Here is a 19384-nt window from a genome sequence, read left to right as displayed (position 1 = left end):
TATCCATGGCAGTCAACAGTCCCAACTCCCCCCGTCAGAAAATGATCAACCTGATGTATCTGGTATTCATTGCAATGCTGGCGTTGAACGTATCGGTCGAAGTACTCGACGGATTCGAAATGGTGGATAATAGTCTGGGAAATTCATCCGGTACGATGCTGGAACGCAATAGGCTGATCATGGATGAATTAACGGCCTATCATGCACAAAACCCGGAAAAGGCCGGGGAGTGGTACCGGAAAGGGGTGCAGGTACGCGCCATGAGCGATTCGCTGACAAGGTATATTGGAGAACTGAAACTGCGTATGGTGCGTGAAGCCGACGGAAGAAAAGCGGATATCAGTAACATCAAACACAAAGACGATCTGGAAGCCGCGTCGGTGGTTATGCTCTCCCCCGTAAATGGTGAAGGAAGAAAATTCAGGAATACAATCGATACCTACCGCGACTCAGTAACGCAACTCGTAACAGATCCCGCCCGTCGGGCAATTATCGAAAAAAATCTCAGCACACAACCACGGTCAGCCAATAAAAGCTGGGAAGCCTCTCTCTTTGAACAAATGCCGCTGGCTGCAGCTATCACCATGCTTACCAAGATAGAGAATGATATCCGTTCATCGGAAGGAGAAGCACTCTCCAATATCCTGCACAATGTGGATATTGGAGATTTTCGTGTAAACCGGCTGAATGCCTATATCATCCCCGAGTCCGATATCGTCATCCAAGGTGGTTCCTATAATGCCCGTATTGTACTCTCGGCAGAAGACTCTACCCGACAACCTCTTATTATGGTCAACGGGGAGATTCTCGATACAGAAGAAAACGGATCCTTTTCCGTCCGGGCTGACCGTACCGGAACATTCCCTGTAGAAGGATATTTAGAAATGACCGGCAGTGATGGTAGCGTGACCCGTCGCCCGTTTGCAGGCAGCTACACTGTGATTGAACCGATCGCTACCATTGCTCCTACCCTGATGAATGTATTGTATGCCGGCATCGATAACGAGATCGGCATTTCCGTACCCGGTATCGCTCCGCAGGATGTCAGTGCGACTATCACCAACGGCACCCTCACCCGTCGGGGAAATATGTGGGTTGCCCGTCCCTCGTCCATAGGACAGGATGTCACGATATCGGTATCGGCCCGTACCACGGACGGAGATGTTCGTCGTGTGGCCATTAAAGAGTTCAGGGTACGCGCGCTCCCCGATCCCACTCCATATATTGAATACAGCGATGCGAACGGAAATCCGGTGATGTTCAGGGGAGGAGGATTACAGAAAGCGGTTTTAATGAATGCCAGCGGGATCAAGGCAGCCATTGACGATGGCATCCTTTCCATTCCGTTCCGGGTGACCAGTTTTCGTACTGTCTTTTTCGATTCCATGGGAAATGCTATTCCCGAAGTTTCTGATGGGAGCCGTTTCTCTGATAGGCAGAAAGAGCAGATCAGACGTCTTGCACGAGGCAGTTATTTCTATATTTCGGGCGTACGTGCGGTTGGCCCTGATGGTACTGAGCGGGAGATTGCAGTGATGGAAGTGAGGGTACAGTGAAAAAGTGGAAAGGCAAAATAAGAAGTCTGAAGTTGAGAAGTAAAGAAATTTTGAATTTTGAATCTTGAATTTTGAATCTGAAATAAAGATATGCAAACAAAAGTATTATTGATATTGATCCTTTTCACAGGAAGTTTTACAGCCCTTTTCCCACAGGAAACGGCGAGGGAAAGAATAGAACGGCGTCGACAAAGTACTGTACAGACTGCCGGTACAAATATCCGTATGGAACAACAAAACCGCCACAGCGACGAAAACATAGAAAATGCCAAATGGTCGCGTATCATCTACCGCTATCTCGATCTTACCAAAGAGGCCAATGCCCCGCTCTATTACCCGCCCACCCCTGTAGATGGAAAGATGAGCCTGTTTACTATGCTATTCAATCTATTACAGGAAGATGCTGTTGTGGCTTATGAATATCTGGACGGACGGGAAGAGTTTACAGAGGAGTACCGGGTCGATTTCCAGGAATTGCTGGATCGGTTCGGTGTTTACTATGAAACAGCCGACGGGAAAATCGTAGTGAATGACGTCGATATTCCCGGCAATGAGGTAGAAAGTTATTTCGTGAAAGAAGCTTACTATTTCGATACAGGCAGCTCTTCTTTCAAGGTAAGACCGCTCGCCATCTGCCCTGTCTTGCAGCGCCGGGACGATTATGGTACCACCACCCGTTATCCCCTCTTCTGGATTCCTTACGACGAAATAGCTCCTTATGCACGGCGGATACCGGTCATGAGTTCTTCACTCAATAACAACATGAGCGGCAGCGTTGATGATTTTTTTCGCATGAGAAAGTACGACGGGGAGATCTACAAAGCACAGAATCCACGGAACCTTGCCATCTCGCAGTACACCTCCACTCCCGAAGAAATAAAGGCGGAACAGGAGAGGATTGAACAGGAACTGGTTGATTTCGAAAAGAGTCTCTGGAAGCATGAAAATCATTCCATTGTCCCTCCACAGCAGAAAGTAAACCGCCGGAACAACAGAAGACCTCCGATAAGTTCGTCCGGCGCTGCTTCCGTTTCAATGAGAGACAGAAGATATTAATAATATCTGTCAGTTTGTGAATAATAGCCTAATACGCTGATGGGCGAGCCTTCAGGGATAGTATTAATCTATAAATTCAGATAAAATGCAAGTAACAGTTTGGGACACCTATGTAACGCGACAAACAGAAATGATAACGATAGTCTTCACTATCTTTATTCTTTCTTCCTGCTCTAACCCGCAAAAACCGGAGAACACGGAAATCATCTGGGACAATTACGGCGTGCCGCACGTGTATGCTAACAATGAAGCGGAGATGTATTATGCTTTTGGATGGGCACAAATGCAGAACCATGCCAACCTGATCTTGAAATTATATGCCCAGGCGCGGGGGAGGGCATCGGAATATTTCGGCGAGGAGTATATGGATTCTGATAAACTGGTCCATCTGTTCAACCTGCCCGATTCTGCAGAGGCGCACTATAACAAATCCGGCAGCAGAGATAAACAGTATTTAGAGGCATTCGTAAAGGGTCTCAACGATTATGCAAAAGCACATCCCGATAAAATAGATGATAGGGTGAAACAGGTGTTGCCTGTTTTAGTCACGGATGTACTGGCTCACGGTAAAAGAGTTATATGTCTTGAATTTATTGGAGGAAACGATATAGCCGAGACCATAAAAGAAACAACGCCGGGCTCTAACTCCTATGCAATTGCTCCTTCTAAATCCGAATCAGGGAATGCGATGTTGGTTGCCAATCCTCATCTACCCTGGAATGATTTTTACTTGTTTTTTGAAGCACAGTTGACTGCTCCCGGCTTTAACGTGTATGGTGTTACTTTGGTAGGTATGCCTGTGTTAAACATCGCCTTTAACGAACAGCTAGGATGGACGCATACTGTAAATACCATTGATGCTTCGGACAGATACGAGTTAACGCTGCAGGAGGGTGGTTACCTGCTTGATGGCAAAAGTGTGCCTTTCCAGGAAAAGAGAGTGCCTTTAAAAGTACTGCAAAAAGATGGCACGGTTCAACAGCTGGATATTGAATTAAGGTATTCCAAACATGGACCCGTAATGGGTGAGAAAGACAACAAGGCTTATGCCGTAAGGGTTGCAGGACTTGAAAACAGTTCATATTATGCCCAGTATCATGAAATGGGTAAAGCTAAAAACATGAAAGAGTTTGAAGATGCTTTAAAAATGATGCAAATTCCAATGTTCAATCTCATATATGCCGATAAAGAGGGTAACATTCTCTATCTCTTTAATGGCAATGTTCCTGTAAGATCTGAAGGTGATTGGGTTTTCTGGAATGGTACTGTGGATGGCACACAGTCGAAATATATCTGGAACAGGTACCATGATTATGATGATCTGCCGAAGTTGATTAATCCCTCTTCGGGTTTTGTACAAAATGCGAATGATCCGCCCTGGACATCTACTTATCCGCTTTTACTGGACTTTGAGGACTTTCCTCCTTATATGTCTCCGGAGGATATGCCGGTATCTTTAAGGGCGCAACGTGCAGTGAACCTGATTAAAGATGATGCTTCTATCAGTTTTGATGAACTGGTTGATTATAAGTTAGACACGGGAATGGAGGCTGCCGGCCGTTTTTTAGATAACCTGCTGACTGCAGTAGAACAACACCCTGATTCAACAGCACTGAGAGCTGCTTTGGTACTGGAACAGTGGGATAGAGCTACCAATGTAGATAGTCGTGGTGCTGTCCTTTTTGGAAGATGGCTCGATAAGCTTGACAGTGATATGTTTGCAATTCCATGGAGTGCCGAGAGACCTGTTTCCACTCCTGAAGGATTAAATAATCCAAAGCAGGCTGTCGAGCTGTTAGTAAGTGCTGCCAGGGAGGTAGAAGAGACCTATGGTTCAATGGATGTTGCCTGGGGTGATGTTAACCGGTACAAAGCAGGTGAATATGAATTTCCGGCGAATGGAGGTCCTGGCAAATACGGCGTTTTCAGAACTATGTATTTTCAACCAAACGGGGGGAACAATAAAAACTATGCATATCATGGTGACACGTTTGTAGCGGTTGTTGAATTTGGAGAGATAGTGAAAGCAGAGGTTTTACTAAGTTATGGCAATGCTACTCAGCCGGACAGTAAGTTTATCGGCGATCAGTTGCAACTGCTTTCTGAAAACAGGCTGCGTCCCGCATTTTTGACCAGGCAGGACGTTTTACAAAATATGGATAAAAGAGAAAAGCTGTAAAACAGTTTCCTATTACTGCCCGATACCGCTATAAGCAAAACCGTAAGAGGCAAGCTCTTCCATATTGTAGATATTTCTCCCGTCGATCACAACATGGTTGTTCATGATCTTCTTCAGAATGCTCCAGTTGGGCAACCGGAATTCTTTCCATTCAGTAGGTACTATCAGCGCATCAGCGCCATTAGCGGCATCATAAATATCGGTAGCGTAATAGATAGAATCGTTCAGGTAATAACGGGCTTCCTGCATTGCTGCGGGATCATAAACCCGTACAGACACGCCTGCCTCCCGCAGGCTTCTGATCAGAGTGAGTGACGGGGCTTCACGCATATCGTCGGTTTCCGGCTTAAACGACAATCCCCATACAGCTGCGGTCCTCCCTTCCATCTTGCCGTTAAAATGATGTTTAAATTTTTGAAACAGGATATCTTTCTGGCGATTATTCACTTCTTCGACTGCCTTCAAAACGTTCATCTCATATCCGGCATCTTCCGCCACCTTAATCAATGCACGAATATCTTTGGGAAAACAGCTACCTCCATAACCGCAACCGGGATAAAGGAAACTTCTGCCGATACGGGAATCGCTGCCCATACCACGGCGCACCATATTCACGTCGGCCCCTACCCTCTCGCACAGATTGGCGATATCGTTCATAAAACTGATACGGGTAGCCAGCATGGCGTTGGACGCATACTTGGTCATCTCCGACGAGAGGATATCCATAAAGATAACCCGGAAATTATTCAGCACGAAAGGACGGTAAAGCTTAGTCATCAGGTTTTTTGCTTCTTCGCTTTCCACTCCCACAATCACCCGGTCGGGGCTCATAAAGTCGTTTACAGCCGCACCTTCCTTCAGAAATTCGGGATTGGAAGCCACATCAAATCGCAGATCTGTCAATCCCCGTTCATCAAGTCGTTTTCTCACCAGATCCCTGATACGATATGAAGTTCCAACGGGTACAGTACTTTTGGTGACAATCAACAAGGGTTTGGACATGTGCTCGGCAATAGTGTTTGCCACCGTCATCACATAAGAAAGATCGGCAGTCCCGTCTTTGCCGGAGGGAGTACCCACCGCGATGAACACAATTTCCATATCGTTCAGTATGGCCGGCAAATCAGTCGAAAAATGAAGACGGTCCGCTTCATAGTTGCGTACCACAATATTCTTTAACCCCGGTTCGTAAATGGGAATAATTCCCTTCTTCAGTCTCTCTATCTTTTCACTATCGATATCCACACAGGTCACATCGACACCCATTTCAGAAAAGCAGGCTCCGGAAACCAACCCTACATAACCTGTTCCAACAATAGCTATTTTCATATTTTAATAGATTTAAAATTCCAGATTCAAAATTCAAAATTCTCAATCATCAAATCGTCAAATTATCACATCTTCAAATCATCGAATCATTAGTCCTATTATCACATTGGCATCACCTGTCCCGATTTATCGGGATTGGCATATTGACTCATTGGCAGATTAATCATCACATCGTTAAGTCACCCACCTTATCCCGTCAACTTTACTGTTGGAGTTTCTTTCTCAAGTTATTGACGGGATAAAGCACTGTCAACAGGCTTATCAAGCTTACAACCGCAAAGGCGATTACCACATCCGTCATTTTGACGATCACCGGATAGGCATCGATAATATAAGCACCGGGCGTATCACTTAACTGAAGTAATCCGAAATATTGTTGTAATAAACATAATGCCAATCCGGTAATTATCCCGGAGATGATACCGATAAACGAAATCAGCCATCCTTCGTACAAAAAGATACGCGATATCAATTGTTCGGATGCTCCCATATTCTGCAGGCTTTTGATATCGTCCCGTTTCTCCACGATCAGCATTGAAAGCGAACCTACCAGATTAAAAACAGCAATCAACAAGACGAATACCATGATAAGGAAGGTCACCCATTTCTCAATTTGCATCATCCGGTACGATTCTTTTTGTTGTTGATACCGGTCTTCCACAAGAAAATTATCTCCCAGGATACGTTCTATTTCACGCTTCACTCTGTTTACCGAGACGTTGGGTTCCAATTTGATATCCAGTGATGTCACTTGGTTTTCATACCCAAAAAGATCCCGCGCCAGTTGAATAGGAACGATAGCCATTTGTTCGTCATATTCCGGGGAATTGAGGCTGAACACACCACCAATCTGAATGTATGCTCTAGTGAATGCTGCTGCCGGGTTAGCCAGGTTTACCCTTACGTCACGCTTGGGTGCATATATTTCAATCGGATTGATAAAACCGGGACGTGCGCCAAGTGTCATTGCCAATCCGGAACCCAGCGTAGTATAGTCCACTACATCTTCGCGCAGGTTAAACGATCCCTCCAGTAATAACTTCTCCATGTCGGTCATCAACTTGAACTCCTCCGATACTCCTTTCATCAGCACCGGAACCTGACTTTCGCCGAACATAAAAAGAGCATTCTCTTCCAGTGATTCGGAGATGATCTGTATACCATTTATCTGTAACGCCTTTTCAAATTCCGGCGTATGATAATCGAACACTTTTCCCTCTTTCACCGTGATCTTCAGATCGGGATCGAAAGCATTGAAGGTACCCTCCACAATACCTCCGAAACCATTAAAGATAGAAAGTACGCATACTATAGCCGCAGTAGCGACAGCAATACCGCACACCGATATAGCAGAAATCACATTGACGACATTGTGTGATTTCTTTGAGAAGAGATATCTGCGCGCTATGAAAAAGGAGACGTTCACCGGCCGGGATTTTACTGGTCATTCAATAGCCTGTCGATGTTTTCGATATAATCGAGCGAGTCATCCACATGAAACGTCAGTTCAGGGATCACCCGCAATTGGTTTCTTAACCGCTTGCCCAGATCGTAACGGACGGTCTTCACATTTTCATTGATATTTTTAACCAGCTCTTCTGCTTTCTCCGACGGAAACACACTCAGATAGGCATGAGCGATACCCAGGTCGGGCGATACCCGTACGTTGGTTACCGAAATCAATACGCCCTGCATCTTTTTGGCATCCAGCAGAAAAATCTCACTGAGTTCTCTCTGTATCAACCGGTTTACTTTTTGTTGTCTGTTCGTATCCATGCTATTGTCATTTTTTTCTTATCAATGTTAATCCGTCGCGGAGAGGTAGGATCACCTTCTCCACCCGGTCGTCGTCGGCCAGTTTCCTGTTAAAATCCAATATCGCCCGGGTTGCCCAATCGTTACTTTTCACCTCTTCTATTACTTTTCCGTACCAAAGGGTATTATCGACCAGGATAAAACCTCCTTTCCTGATCTTCGGGAGGGTGTCTTCGTAATGAAGACAATAATCTTCCTTATCGGCATCAAGGAAAGCGAGGTCGAAACTTTCATCCGGAAAACCGGAGAGGATATCCAACGCATCACCAATATGAAGGATAATCTTGTTTCCGTGTTCAGACTGTGCAAAATTATCGCGTATCCGATCCTCTAATTCATCATCAATTTCGATGGTGTGAAGTTCACTGCCTTCTACAAGGCCTTCTGCAAAACAGAGAGCTGAATATCCGACAAAGGTTCCGATTTCCAGTACCCGCTTCGGACGGATCATTTGCGTGATCATTTTCAGGAAGCGTCCCTGCAGATGGCCGGAAGTCATGTTTCCCTGCAACAGTTTCATATGCGCATCCCGGTCGATCTTTTTCAGCACCTCCGGCTCCGCATCTATATGGGACAGTATGTATTCTTCTATTTTACTCATTCGCCCCCTTTTCAATTACTAATTACTAATTATTTTTATCGCACGAAATGCATTATCACTGAAAGTATTATCGTGCGAAGCGCATATCGCCGAAGGCATTATCATTCACTCAAAGAGACTACATCGTATAATCGGGCAGATTATATTTCTCTTTTGCCTCGAGAATTCTCCAGGCATCTATAATCTCCAAATAGGTAGTCCCACCGGTCTCCCCAAAGCTTCCTCCCAGATAAGCTACCCTATCCTGCGATTCAATTGTATTTTTATTTACCAACTGCTGGATGGCTTCTGTAAAATAAGCCCTGCGGCTTTCCTTGGTATTACCGTCACCTTTTCCCTGTTGGAATTCTGCCCAAATACCGTATGATAACGCCAACTCACGCGCCAACCTTTTAGTAGTGGTGATAGCGTAAACGGGACTCTTTCCCCTAAATGCCGCCAAAACCCGGGCAGTTCTGCCTGTGTGGCTATCGGTCACGATTGCCTTCACATTTAGAAGTGCACATGACTTCACTGCCTGTTTGGCCAGAAACTCCGTCACTTCACGGTTGTCTGCCGGATCATAAGGTACACGGATATCATTTTCTGACAGTTTGGTCAATTCGGCCTCATAAGCAGTTTTTGCCATTGTACGTACCGCTTCTACCGGATATTTACCATAAGCTGTTTCACCACTCAACATCACGGCATCGGTACGATAATAGATCGCATTGGCAATATCAGTGATCTCAGCCCGTGTAGGACGGGGATTATTGATCATGGAGTGCAGCATCTGAGTAGCTACAATAACCGGTTTCTTATGATGGATGGCTTTTCTGATCAGTACACGTTGTATACCGGGAATTTTCTCCTGTGCGACCTCTATTCCCAGGTCACCCCGGGCAATCATGATACCATAAGCTGCTTCCAGTATTTCATCGGCATTATCCACACCTTCCTGGTTTTCAATCTTGGCTATGATTTTGATATGGCTTCCCAACTCGTCCAGGATCTCCTGTACGGCTTCAACATCTTCCCTGCTTCTCACAAATGAATGAGCCACAAAATCCACATCATTTTTGGCGGCTAATTCAAGGAATTTCTTATCCCGTTCAGTAATCGCAGGAAGATTGATACGTACACCGGGGATATTCACACTCTTACGGCTTCCGATCACACCATCATTCTTAGCACAACAAAGAAGAGAATCATTCGTGACCCCAATCACTTCCAAATCTACCTCTCCGTCATCAATCAGGATATCATCTCCTATATGCATCTCATCGGTGATATTCCGGTAGGTGATATATAAGGTCTCCCTTGACGATATCTTATCAGGATTCCCTACAATTTTTATTTTGTCTCCTATTTTCAATTCAATAGGATCTTCCAGGACGGTAGTACGAATCTCCGGGCCTTTGGTATCTACCAATATAGCAATCTGGTCGGAGACTGTCCGTACATTGTTAATAATATTGAGGAACCCTTCTTCATCGAGATGGGCCGAGTTAAGCCTTACAACATTCATTCCTGCATCATAGAGTTGTTCCAAAAAGGGTATGTCACAACGCTTATCGGAAATCGTAGCAATAATTTTAGTATGTTTATACATATATATTTATTTATATTCCAGATTCAAAATTCAAGATTCTGAACTTCTAACTTCTTATCTCTTATTTCTTATTTGACTTCGTCCATTTTCTGTCGTCACTCGGCAAAATGCAAACAAGTTTGCTTCTGTCCTCGTTCCTAAGAAAATTCTAACTTTACCAGCGCACTCAGTGCCAGGCGATAGGAGTCCATTCCAAAGCCGGCGATCACTCCAAGGCAGACGGCCGATATCATAGAGTGATGCCGGAACTCTTCCCGGGCATGTACATTGGAAATATGCACCTCTACTACCGGAGCAGGAATCGCTTTAATGGCGTCACGAATAGCCACGGAAGTATGGGTGTAACCACCCGCATTAAGAATAATACCATCACTCTCAAATCCAGCTTCTTGTATCTTGTTGATAATCTCTCCTTCCACGTTTGATTGAAAGTAATCGATCTCTATTCCTGCATGATCGCTTCTCAACTGATCCAGATAATCTCCAAAAGTCCGGCCTCCGTAGACTTCCGGCTCACGAACACCCAATAAGTTGAGGTTTGGTCCATTGATGATTTGAATTTTCATAACTGTATATCTATTTAGAGCACAAAGGTACATACAATCGGGGGCATTACAATAAGTAATACCCCCGAAAATATAACAGTTATGTCGTTACTTAGTTCGCTTCATCATCGATCGTCCCAGCGACCGGTCCTTCTGCTACCGGTGTAGCAAATGATGCTTCAGCCATACGTTTGTAAGAGCGATACCTCCACTGTGCATTCTCCTTTGCAGCAGCAAAAAGTTCATCTGCCTCCCTGGGGAATGATTTCATCAATTGGGTATAACGCACTTCACCGAGCAGGAAGTCTTTAAAGCGACTCCAGTCAGGTTCCTTACTATCGAGTTGGAAAGGATTCTTGCCTTCATCTTCAAGACGGGGATCATAGCGCCACAGATGCCAATATCCGCACTGTACCGCATCCTTCTGTTCAGACTGTGCATACCCCATTCCTCTTCTCAATCCGTGGCTGATACAGGGTGAATAAGCGATCACAATTGAAGGTCCATTATAAGACTCCGCCTCTTTGATTGCTTTCAGGGTTTGTGCCTGATTAGCCCCCATGGCCACCTGAGCTACATATACATATCCGTAGGTAGCAGCAATCATTCCGAGATCTTTTTTACGTATCCGCTTCCCGGCAGCGGCAAATTTAGCGACCGCAGCAGTAGGAGTAGATTTGGATGATTGACCTCCGGTATTGGAATACACCTCTGTATCAAGCACTAATATATTGATATTCTGCCCACTCGCCAATACATGGTCGAGTCCTCCGAATCCGATATCGTATGCCCAACCGTCTCCACCAAATACCCAGATCGATTTTTTGGAGAGGTATTTCTTTAATGAAATAATCTCAGTTGCGATGTGGTTATCCACACTGGCAAGAGAAGCAACGATTTTCGGTGCCAGTTCTTTTGATAATTCAGCATCCTCACCATTTTCGATCCATTCACGGAACAGCCCTTGTTGCTCTTCGTTAAATTCTCCAGAGACAAGCCCTTGTTGCATCAAGCTCCGGATACGATTACGCATGCTCATGTGGGCAATTGCAAAACCATATCCATATTCGGCATTATCCTCGAAAAGCGAGTTAGCCCATGCCGGTCCTTTTCCCTCTTCATTTTTCCTATAAGGGGTAGCCGGGGCAGAAGCACCATAGATAGAAGAACAACCTGTGGCATTGGCGATCATCATCCGGTCGCCATAGAGCTGGGTGATCAGTTTCACATAAGGTGTTTCACCACAACCAGAGCAAGCGCCGGAGAATTCAAACAACGGCGTGGCAAACTGGGTATTTTTCACATTCAGCTTCACGTCTACCAGATGGGCTTTACTGGTCACATGATTTATCATGTAATCCCAGTTCTTCTGGTTGTCATACTGTGTACCGATCGGTACCATTTGAAGCGCCTTTTGTCCTTTCTTGCCGGGACATACATCCACACAATTCTCGCAACCAAGACAATCAAGCACATCGACCTGAATACGATAACCCATATCCGGGAATTGTTTACCCTGCGCTTTCAATATTTCCACATCAGCACCCAATCCCTTCTGTTCTTCCTCAGTGAGTACGAACGGACGGATAGTAGCGTGAGGACAAATATAAGCACATTGGTTGCACTGGATACATGCTTCGGGGTTCCATACCGGCACTTTTGCTGCTACTCCACGTTTCTCGTAAGCAGTCGTGCCCATCTCCCAAGTACCATCCTCACGGCCACTGAATGCAGAAACAGGGAGGTCGTAACCGCGCTGGGCGTTCACCGGGCGAACCACTTTGCGGACAAATTCGGGAGCATCATCGGAAATATCGGCAGTGGTCTGGATGGATGCCCATTCAATAGGTACTTCCACCTGTTCAACGTCTCCCCCACGATCGACAGCAGCATAATTCATTTTCACCACCTCTTCCCCTTTTCTTCCGTAGGATTTCACAATGAATTTCTTCATTTGCTCCACAGCGAGTTCATAAGGAATTACATTGGATATCTTGAAGAATGCCGATTGCAGGATGGTATTGGTACGATTGCCCAAGCCGATTTCATTGGCAATTTTCGTCGCATTGATGATGTAGAACCTGACATTGTTCTCGGCAAAATATTTCTTGATATGGTCGGGGAGATGATTACCTACCTCTTCTTTAGGCCATACCGAGTTGAGCAGGAACGTACCGTTCTTTTTCAATCCGCGGGTTACATCATACAGGTGCAGGTAGGCCGGTACGTGGCATGCCACAAAATTGGGTGTATTCACCAAATAGGTTGAACGGATAGGATTGTCTCCAAAACGAAGGTGCGAGCAGGTAAATCCACCCGATTTCTTGGAGTCGTAGGCGAAATAGGCCTGCACATATTTATTGGTATTATCACCGATGATTTTGATAGAGTTCTTATTGGCTCCTACCGTACCATCCGATCCCAGTCCGTAGAATTTGGCTTCATAAGTAGTCTCATCTATCGTGATTTCCTCTTTCAAAGGAAGTGATTTGAATGTCACATCATCTACAATACCGATGGTGAAATCGTTCTTTGGTATATTCATCGAAAGATTTTCAAATACCGATACGATCTGTGCGGGGGTTGTATCTTTAGAAGAAAGGCCGTAAATACCACCTACAATCCCTGGAGCTCCTTCTTTTCCATAGAAGCAATCCTTGACATCGAGATAGAGCGGTTGTCCGGCAGCACCGGGTTCCTTGGTACGATCTAGAACTGCGATACGTTTCGCCGTTTCAGGAATGGCCGACAGGAATGCTTCGGCTTTAAAGGGGCGATAGAGATGGACTGCCACCATTCCCACTTTCTCACCTCTTTCGTTGAGATAATCCACCGCTTCACGGATGGTTTCCGTTACAGACCCCATGGCGATCACTACTCTTTCAGCTTGTGGATCACCGTAATAATCGAACAGGCCGTATTTACGGCCAGTCACTGCAGCCAGCTTTTCGAGGTATTTTTCCACAACACCTGGTACTGCATCGTAGAACGGGTTGGAAGCTTCACGCGCCTGGAAATAGATATCGTCATTCTGTGCCGTTCCCCTTGTAACAGGATTATCGGGATTCAGTGCACGGTCGCGGAAAGCCTTCAGTGCGTCCTGATTGATGAGCGGTGCAAGATCGTCATTCGTCAAAGCTTCTATCTTCTGGATCTCGTGTGATGTGCGGAATCCATCGAAGAAATGGAGAAAAGGAACACGGCTTTCTATTGCGGAGAGATGGGCTACTGCTGCCAAATCCATCACCTCCTGTACCGATCCGGTGGCGAAGAGTGCGAAACCGGTAGGTCTTGCAGCCATCGCATCCTGATGATCACCAAAAATAGAAAGGGCATGTGATGCCAATGCACGTGCCGAAACATGAAATACTCCGGGAAGTAATTCTCCCGCTATTTTGTACATGTTGGGGAGCATCAACAATAAGCCCTGTGAAGCAGTGAATGTGGATGTAAGTGCACCCGCCTGCAAAGAACCATGTACTGCTCCGGCAGCCCCGGCCTCCGATTGCATCTCCTGTACCAACACAGGCTGTCCGAAAATATTTTTTCTTCCGGATGCTGCCCATTCATCCACATATTCGGCCATGGTGGAGGAAGGGGTTATCGGATAGATCGCAGCTACTTCGCTGAACATGTAAGCGATGTGAGCGGCGGCCTGATTACCGTCGCAGGTTAAGTAAGTTTTTTGTTTTGCCATAATTATATGATGATATTACTAAATAATCTTAATTTCAATTAATATAGTATTAATTACTTGCCATCTGAGCTACGAAATTACTATAAAAAAGTGGAAACAACAAACCATACTCTTTTTTTGTTCACACGGGATCATGTAAAAAAAGAGCCCAAATAGCAAAAACAAGTTAAAATTTAATCTTTTATGGAAATAGGATGTTTCAGAGACCGATCCACTGTCCCCCGTCGACGTGCAGTACCGTGCCGTTGATGAACGCGTTTTCTTCCCGGCAGAGAAAAGCGACAGCGGCAGCCACATCCCGCGGTTCCCCCATCTTCGCCATGGCATTGGATTGATTAATTTTGTCTTTGGCAATATGGGCCAGGAGCTTTAATGTTCCTGAATTGATGCATCCCGGTGCCACGCAGTTGCAACGCACTCCTTTCCGACCATACTCGGCAGCAATTCCTTTCGAGAATGCCTCCGAGAACGCTTTCGTCCCGGCGTAAACACTTTGTCCCCGATAGACCTTCGATGCTGCTACCGAGGTGATGTTGACGATGACACCCGACCTTTTGGCACACATGGGTGGAATAATTGCCTTGCAGATTTTTACCAGTGCGGCAATGTTGACGGCAATCATCTTGTCGATCGACTCGTCCCTGGTTTGCGGAAGTAGTTCGGTAATCGTGCAGGCTGCCGCATTGACTAAAATATCTACATCGGTCAACCGGGAGATAAAGTGTTCCAGCGCGGCAGGCGAGGAAAAATCGGCCATCACGAACTCCGCGTTTGCCGACAGTTCATTCAACGGCAGTTCGTGCTTTCGGGTCCCCTGTAAAAGCATGGGTTTCCCGATTGTCGACAACTCTTCAGCGATTGCCCATCCAATTGCGGAGCTCGCGCCGGTAATGACAATTTGTCCCATAATCAGCCGGTAATATATCTCTTATTGGTATTTCTCAATGATGATGGCTGTGTTGTGCCCGCCAAACGACGAGTTCAACTTCAGCACGTATCTTATTGGCAAGGAAAGTGGTTTTCCGCGCACTACAAACAGCGGTGCTTCCGGATCACTCTCCGTGAAGTTCAGCGTGGGTGGTACCTCCTGCTCCCTGATGGAATGCATTACAGCAAGCATCTCAACGGCAGTGCACGAACCAACCAGGTGACCGGTCTGTCCTTTCATGGAATAGACAGGCAGCTCGGCCACACGCTCTCCAAACACCTGGCGAAGAGCCAGGTACTCGGCAGGAGCATTTTTCGGCGTTCCGGTACCGTGGAGATGAACACAATCGATCAACCCGGGTGCGAGGGCCGCGTCCTCCAGCGCCAAGCGGATGGCTTTTGCCAATTGCCGTGCCGACGGGTCAGGGTCGGTGATGGCATAGGCATCCATGGTGCAGCCGTAACCGACAATTTTGGCCAGTATCTCCTCTTCCCGTGCCAAGCTGCTCTCTTCAAGCAACAGCATGGCGGCACCCTCGCCCAGCACGGTGCCGCTTCTCCGGCGATCGAAAGGCTTGCAGGCGGTGGCCGGGTTGGGATCGGTGGACATGGCGCCAAGCAGATAAAAACCCATGTAGTTCACGTACGAGATCATCGAATCGCTGCCACCAGTCAGGATGGCGCGTTTCATCCCGCGCTTGATCATCCGGTAGGACAGCCCGATGGCTTGGGCTGATGCCACGCAAGCAGCTGTAAAGATGTTACAGCCTCCGGATACCTGCTTTTCGAAGGCCATTTTTTTAATTTGTGCCGCCGTTTTGTAGTACGTGGTTTCCGATCCCGGCGGTTGCCGGTATTCCCGATGGTTGAAAAAGGAAGCGATATCGATATAATCAATCCCGGTACCAATGTTCATGATCCGTTCGGCTGAGGTGTAGCGTGCATCGAGGGTGGTGTTTTCGATGAGCTGACTGAGTGCCCGCTCCAAAAAATAGACTTTCCTGTCAATATTCGACGGCGTTGCAACCACCTGCCCGTTTTCTCTCACCTCTCCGGCAGCCTTGAAGGGAAATCCTTCGGCATCGAAGCTTTGGATGTTTCCCACGCGGGAAAGACCGGCCTGGAGGCTGGCAAAGCTTTCTTCGCACGTACATCCCAACGGCGATTGTATTTCGTACCCGGTGATTACGACGGCCATACAGCGGGTGATTTTGAAGGTTGAAAAATTTCGATGGCATCTCCGGGGCTGTCGAGTAACGGGTGTGTCGCAAATTCGGCGGGCAATCCTTCGGCAAACCCGCATTCCACCGTTCCGTCAGCATACAATTTTCCGGCGCCAATAAGTACGGTACCCTCCGTTTCGGTGAACATTGCCGAATAAAGTAATCCGGACGCCGAGGCTAACAACACGCCATTATCCCCTTTCAATCCGTTTTCGATGGCCACTAAACAGGCGGTGGTGTTGCGCATCGTTTTGAACCGTTCCAGCGGAGAGATCAACACGGCCACATTCTCGACAAACCAGGTTGACCTGAAATCCTTTTCCACGCTGGTAATCCTGTCACCAATGCCGCGATAGAGATCAATCATTTCGGTTTCACCCGATGAGTAGAAAAAGGGCATGCAGGGGTCAGGAGCGCGCCCTTCAAACAGGCAGGCGACAGACACGACTGCAGCCATGGTCTCGCGGGTATAATATTTTACCAATTTCCGGTTTCGAGCGTAGTCATAAACCGGTATCTCCTCCTTGGGCAAATATTTCTTATATATCACTCTCATTTCTCCGAAATTACCCGCGCGTTACGGAAAGCCAGTGTCATCAGCCGATCGGTTGTTTTTTGCATTTCTTCATCCATGATGTCGTTTAAGAAACTGAAAAACAGTTCGCCTTCAGCGTATCGTTTCCCTTCGCACGTGGCTTTTACGGTTACCGTCGCGTACGCATCCGGGTAAAATGCTTTCACATCGGCACGGTAATGCAGGCAGTCTCCCGGGATAACAAGGCGACGGTATTTCATCCGGTTGACCAATGTCAACACGGCCCGTTTACCGGTTACCCCCTCTTGCTTGAGGCAGTATTCAAAAAATAATCCACTCATTTGGGCAAGGCCTTCCAGGATTAAGGAACCGGGAAAAACCGGGTATCCGGGAAAATGTTCGTCAAAAACATCGTCGCTCATCGAGATGAGCTTCAATCCCTCTACATATTTTGCCGGAGCAACTTCCGTAATCCGGTCGATTAAATAAAACCTCATGCTTCCTGTTTTGGCTTCTCTGTTTTCAACGCGATGATAGTGGACAAATCACCTACCGTGAAATTTTCGTAAATATCGCGTACGGATTGCCCTTCATGGAACTTATCGGTCTTGAAGTCGCGATTCAGTTTCTCGGCGATCACCTGGGTTACCTTGCCATCGACGGACGTATCCACCGAAGCATAGTCAACCATGGTGATTTCCTGTATCTGTATTTTCACCCCGAAATGGGTTTCAATAAGGTAAAGTATTTCAACAAAGTCGATGCTTTCGGCTCCCAGGTCGTTCACAAGCGCATGTGAAGGTTGTATCTCCTCGATGTTAGCAATGCCCAGCACCGGCATCAGTAATTCCCTTAATTTATATTCGATCTCCATGTTGCTTACAATTGTGATTCAACAAAACAGAAAGGAGCCGTTTTCAGAATAAAAACAACCCCTTCTTTCCGTTGTTTTTTTAGAAGAAGATGCTTACTCCGAGATTGACACCAAATTGGTTGTATTTAATTTTGGAGTCCATTTTTTCACCGCCGACTTTTATTTCACCTCCCGTAAGTTTGCCTCCATAACTGACCGATGGTTCAAGGGCAACCGACGGAGTCAGGAATATGGCATATCCTGCCTCAGCACGATATCCGATAATGGTTGTGCTGAGGTCATCTCCGCTCACCTCCATATCGTCAAAGTCGTCAAAATAGCCACCAATGTTTATCTTACCGTTATTTGCAAGCACACCTCCGCCCAGGAAAAATTTACCAATGTAATAACGGGCGCCAGCACCGATAGTGAAAAAAGAGACTTTGGTTGCATCATCACTTCCCAATTGTAATGACTGTCCGGCTACCTGAGCAAGAATAAACAGGTTGTCGGCAATGGCATAACCACCTGAGACGGATAAACCCAGTTGCGATAACTTCTCCCCATCGCTGGCATCACTATCGGAGCTGTTGATTTTCATGCTCTGATATGACACATTAAGCAACTGAGGATTAAGTAAGATTGCACCTCTTTTGGCAAAATCGCCACCCTCTGATTGTGCCTGGACACCTGCTACTGTAAAAAGTAATAAAGCGACAATTAATAAACTTAGCTTTTTCATTTTGTTGAATTTAAATTGATGAAATGATATTTGTAAAGTCAGATTTGTAAAATTCATTAGTCGAGAGCATTGGCCGTGACCGTTAGATAAAACTTCAATCTTACCGTGAAACTGACGGGAGTTGATGAGAGCGTTCCTTGGAGTGTTATCTGCTCTTGCTTGTTTTCAAGTAACGATTTACAGAGTTCGGAGATACCACTATTGTCGGTTGTCAGATTGGTTTCAGAGGTATTCGACAGGTCGATGGTGGCAGCACTTGCGATAGTTTTTCCGTTACCGGTCGCAACTTTTCCGTCGGTTAGCTTTATCGTGGCCGGATTGGCACCCGAGATGGAGTAAGTAACCTTATTCACCTTAAATTTTTTAATTTTTTTGGCATATTTCAACACGTCGGGGTCATTGGCTACGCTCAGCGTTTCGGAATCGGAATAAGACTTGCCCGATGGGGAACTGGCCGTTTCAATCACCGTGAAAGTAACCGGCATCGTGACGTCGAAATCAACGTCGTCAAGTTTTTCGATTAGGCTACATGATACTGCCAATAAGATCACAGGTATTAACCATAAAAATTTAATAATCGTTGTTCTCATAGTTTGCTTTATCTAAATTATGAAGTTAATAAATATTGTTCTCAAAAAACAAAAGTAAGGATGCAAAGCTAAATCCAACGGGCAAATTGTAAAAACATTCGGACAAAAGGTAAAACATCCGGACAAAAGATAAAAAAATAATTTA

17 protein-coding genes are annotated in these 19384 nt (G+C 46.0%); 3 read left to right on the top strand and 14 right to left on the bottom strand.

Annotated elements, in window-relative coordinates; translation table 11 throughout:
* Positions 1 to 5 precede the first annotated feature (5 nt).
* The 3 genes from porM to PSM36_RS02860 all read left to right on the top strand — a co-directional run bounded on the left by porM (position 6) and on the right by PSM36_RS02860 (position 4791).
* On the top strand, positions 6 to 1556 hold the full coding sequence (porM, locus tag PSM36_RS02870) for a type IX secretion system motor protein PorM/GldM (RefSeq protein ID WP_076928704.1): 1551 nt from the start codon (positions 6 to 8) through the stop codon (positions 1554 to 1556).
* A gap of 90 nt (positions 1557 to 1646) precedes the next feature.
* The gene (gene porN / locus PSM36_RS02865; protein WP_076928703.1) at positions 1647 to 2612 is read left to right on the top strand and encodes a type IX secretion system ring subunit PorN/GldN; all 966 of its coding nucleotides are present in this window, start codon (positions 1647 to 1649) and stop codon (positions 2610 to 2612) included.
* Positions 2613 to 2742: 130 nt separating this feature from the next.
* Positions 2743 to 4791 (top strand): acylase, encoded by a 2049-nt coding sequence (locus tag PSM36_RS02860; protein WP_154670951.1) that lies wholly within the window; start codon positions 2743 to 2745, stop codon positions 4789 to 4791.
* A 12-nt stretch (positions 4792 to 4803) separates the two neighbouring features.
* Here PSM36_RS02860 and PSM36_RS02855 read toward each other — a convergent pair whose 3' ends face one another.
* The 14 genes from PSM36_RS02855 to PSM36_RS02790 form a co-directional block, all read right to left on the bottom strand.
* The gene (locus tag PSM36_RS02855; protein WP_076928701.1) at positions 4804 to 6120 is read right to left on the bottom strand and encodes a UDP-glucose dehydrogenase family protein; all 1317 of its coding nucleotides are present in this window, start codon (positions 6118 to 6120) and stop codon (positions 4804 to 4806) included.
* A gap of 202 nt (positions 6121 to 6322) precedes the next feature.
* Complete coding sequence (locus PSM36_RS02850; protein ID WP_076928700.1) at positions 6323 to 7546, bottom strand: FtsX-like permease family protein; 1224 nt, start codon at positions 7544 to 7546, stop codon at positions 6323 to 6325.
* Between the two features lie 11 nt (positions 7547 to 7557).
* Positions 7558 to 7896, bottom strand: coding sequence for a 30S ribosome-binding factor RbfA (gene rbfA / locus PSM36_RS02845; RefSeq protein WP_076928699.1), 339 nt, complete (start codon positions 7894 to 7896; stop codon positions 7558 to 7560).
* Between the two features lie 7 nt (positions 7897 to 7903).
* Positions 7904 to 8536: an O-methyltransferase gene (locus PSM36_RS02840; RefSeq protein WP_076928698.1), complete on the bottom strand. Its 633-nt coding sequence runs from the start codon at positions 8534 to 8536 to the stop codon at positions 7904 to 7906.
* 118 nt (positions 8537 to 8654) lie between these two features.
* Positions 8655 to 10127, bottom strand: a complete 1473-nt coding sequence (gene pyk / locus PSM36_RS02835; protein WP_076928697.1) for a pyruvate kinase — start codon at positions 10125 to 10127, stop codon at positions 8655 to 8657.
* Positions 10128 to 10264: 137 nt separating this feature from the next.
* The gene (gene aroQ, locus PSM36_RS02830) at positions 10265 to 10693 is read right to left on the bottom strand and encodes a type II 3-dehydroquinate dehydratase (RefSeq protein WP_076928696.1); all 429 of its coding nucleotides are present in this window, start codon (positions 10691 to 10693) and stop codon (positions 10265 to 10267) included.
* A gap of 91 nt (positions 10694 to 10784) precedes the next feature.
* Positions 10785 to 14369, bottom strand: coding sequence for a pyruvate:ferredoxin (flavodoxin) oxidoreductase (gene nifJ / locus PSM36_RS02825; protein ID WP_076928695.1), 3585 nt, complete (start codon positions 14367 to 14369; stop codon positions 10785 to 10787).
* A 199-nt stretch (positions 14370 to 14568) separates the two neighbouring features.
* On the bottom strand, positions 14569 to 15276 hold the full coding sequence (locus PSM36_RS02820; RefSeq protein WP_076928694.1) for an SDR family NAD(P)-dependent oxidoreductase: 708 nt from the start codon (positions 15274 to 15276) through the stop codon (positions 14569 to 14571).
* A gap of 21 nt (positions 15277 to 15297) precedes the next feature.
* Positions 15298 to 16494 (bottom strand): beta-ketoacyl-[acyl-carrier-protein] synthase family protein, encoded by a 1197-nt coding sequence (locus PSM36_RS02815; RefSeq protein ID WP_076928693.1) that lies wholly within the window; start codon positions 16492 to 16494, stop codon positions 15298 to 15300.
* Positions 16482 to 17075 (bottom strand): hypothetical protein, encoded by a 594-nt coding sequence (locus PSM36_RS17280; protein ID WP_154670950.1) that lies wholly within the window; start codon positions 17073 to 17075, stop codon positions 16482 to 16484. Before PSM36_RS17280 ends, PSM36_RS02815 begins: the two co-directional genes overlap by 13 nt.
* Positions 17072 to 17551 carry a 3-hydroxyacyl-ACP dehydratase FabZ family protein gene (locus tag PSM36_RS02805; protein ID WP_076928691.1) on the bottom strand — a complete coding sequence of 160 codons (480 nt, stop codon included), beginning with the start codon at positions 17549 to 17551 and terminating at the stop codon, positions 17072 to 17074. The genes PSM36_RS17280 and PSM36_RS02805 overlap by 4 nt, the downstream gene beginning before the upstream one ends.
* The gene (locus tag PSM36_RS02800) at positions 17548 to 17928 is read right to left on the bottom strand and encodes an acyl carrier protein (RefSeq protein WP_076928690.1); all 381 of its coding nucleotides are present in this window, start codon (positions 17926 to 17928) and stop codon (positions 17548 to 17550) included. The genes PSM36_RS02805 and PSM36_RS02800 overlap by 4 nt, the downstream gene beginning before the upstream one ends.
* A 79-nt stretch (positions 17929 to 18007) precedes the next feature.
* Entirely contained in the window at positions 18008 to 18649 is a 642-nt protein-coding gene (locus PSM36_RS02795; protein WP_076928689.1) for a PorP/SprF family type IX secretion system membrane protein, read from the bottom strand.
* Positions 18650 to 18705: 56 nt separating this feature from the next.
* A complete protein-coding gene (locus PSM36_RS02790; RefSeq protein WP_154670949.1) occupies positions 18706 to 19239 on the bottom strand; it encodes a hypothetical protein in 534 nt (177 codons plus the stop codon).
* Positions 19240 to 19384 lie beyond the last annotated feature (145 nt).

The organism is Proteiniphilum saccharofermentans, assembly GCF_900095135.1.
Classification (GTDB): Bacteria; Bacteroidota; Bacteroidia; order Bacteroidales; family Dysgonomonadaceae; genus Proteiniphilum; species Proteiniphilum saccharofermentans.
The sequence above is the reverse complement of the archived record's forward strand: the minus strand, read 5'-3'. Positions and strand labels throughout refer to the sequence as shown.

Bases quoted from the DNA above. Each gene is read 5' to 3' on its own strand.
- PSM36_RS02820 (WP_076928694.1), bottom strand. From the start codon at position 15,276: ATGGGACAAATTGTCATTACCGGCGCGAGCTCCGCAATTGGATGGGCA.
- PSM36_RS17280 (WP_154670950.1), bottom strand. From the start codon at position 17,075: ATGAGAGTGATATATAAGAAATATTTGCCCAAGGAGGAGATACCGGTT.
- pyk (WP_076928697.1), bottom strand. From the start codon at position 10,127: ATGTATAAACATACTAAAATTATTGCTACGATTTCCGATAAGCGTTGT.
- aroQ (WP_076928696.1), bottom strand. From the start codon at position 10,693: ATGAAAATTCAAATCATCAATGGACCAAACCTCAACTTATTGGGTGTT.
- PSM36_RS02840 (WP_076928698.1), bottom strand. From the start codon at position 8,536: ATGAGTAAAATAGAAGAATACATACTGTCCCATATAGATGCGGAGCCG.
- PSM36_RS02860 (WP_154670951.1), top strand. From the start codon at position 2,743: ATGATAACGATAGTCTTCACTATCTTTATTCTTTCTTCCTGCTCTAAC.
- PSM36_RS02790 (WP_154670949.1), bottom strand. From the start codon at position 19,239: ATGAGAACAACGATTATTAAATTTTTATGGTTAATACCTGTGATCTTA.
- porM (WP_076928704.1), top strand. From the start codon at position 6: ATGGCAGTCAACAGTCCCAACTCCCCCCGTCAGAAAATGATCAACCTG.
- PSM36_RS02815 (WP_076928693.1), bottom strand. From the start codon at position 16,494: ATGGCCGTCGTAATCACCGGGTACGAAATACAATCGCCGTTGGGATGT.
- PSM36_RS02795 (WP_076928689.1), bottom strand. From the start codon at position 18,649: ATGAAAAAGCTAAGTTTATTAATTGTCGCTTTATTACTTTTTACAGTA.
- porN (WP_076928703.1), top strand. From the start codon at position 1,647: ATGCAAACAAAAGTATTATTGATATTGATCCTTTTCACAGGAAGTTTT.
- nifJ (WP_076928695.1), bottom strand. From the start codon at position 14,369: ATGGCAAAACAAAAAACTTACTTAACCTGCGACGGTAATCAGGCCGCC.
- PSM36_RS02855 (WP_076928701.1), bottom strand. From the start codon at position 6,120: ATGAAAATAGCTATTGTTGGAACAGGTTATGTAGGGTTGGTTTCCGGA.
- PSM36_RS02800 (WP_076928690.1), bottom strand. From the start codon at position 17,928: ATGGAGATCGAATATAAATTAAGGGAATTACTGATGCCGGTGCTGGGC.
- PSM36_RS02805 (WP_076928691.1), bottom strand. From the start codon at position 17,551: ATGAGGTTTTATTTAATCGACCGGATTACGGAAGTTGCTCCGGCAAAA.
- rbfA (WP_076928699.1), bottom strand. From the start codon at position 7,896: ATGGATACGAACAGACAACAAAAAGTAAACCGGTTGATACAGAGAGAA.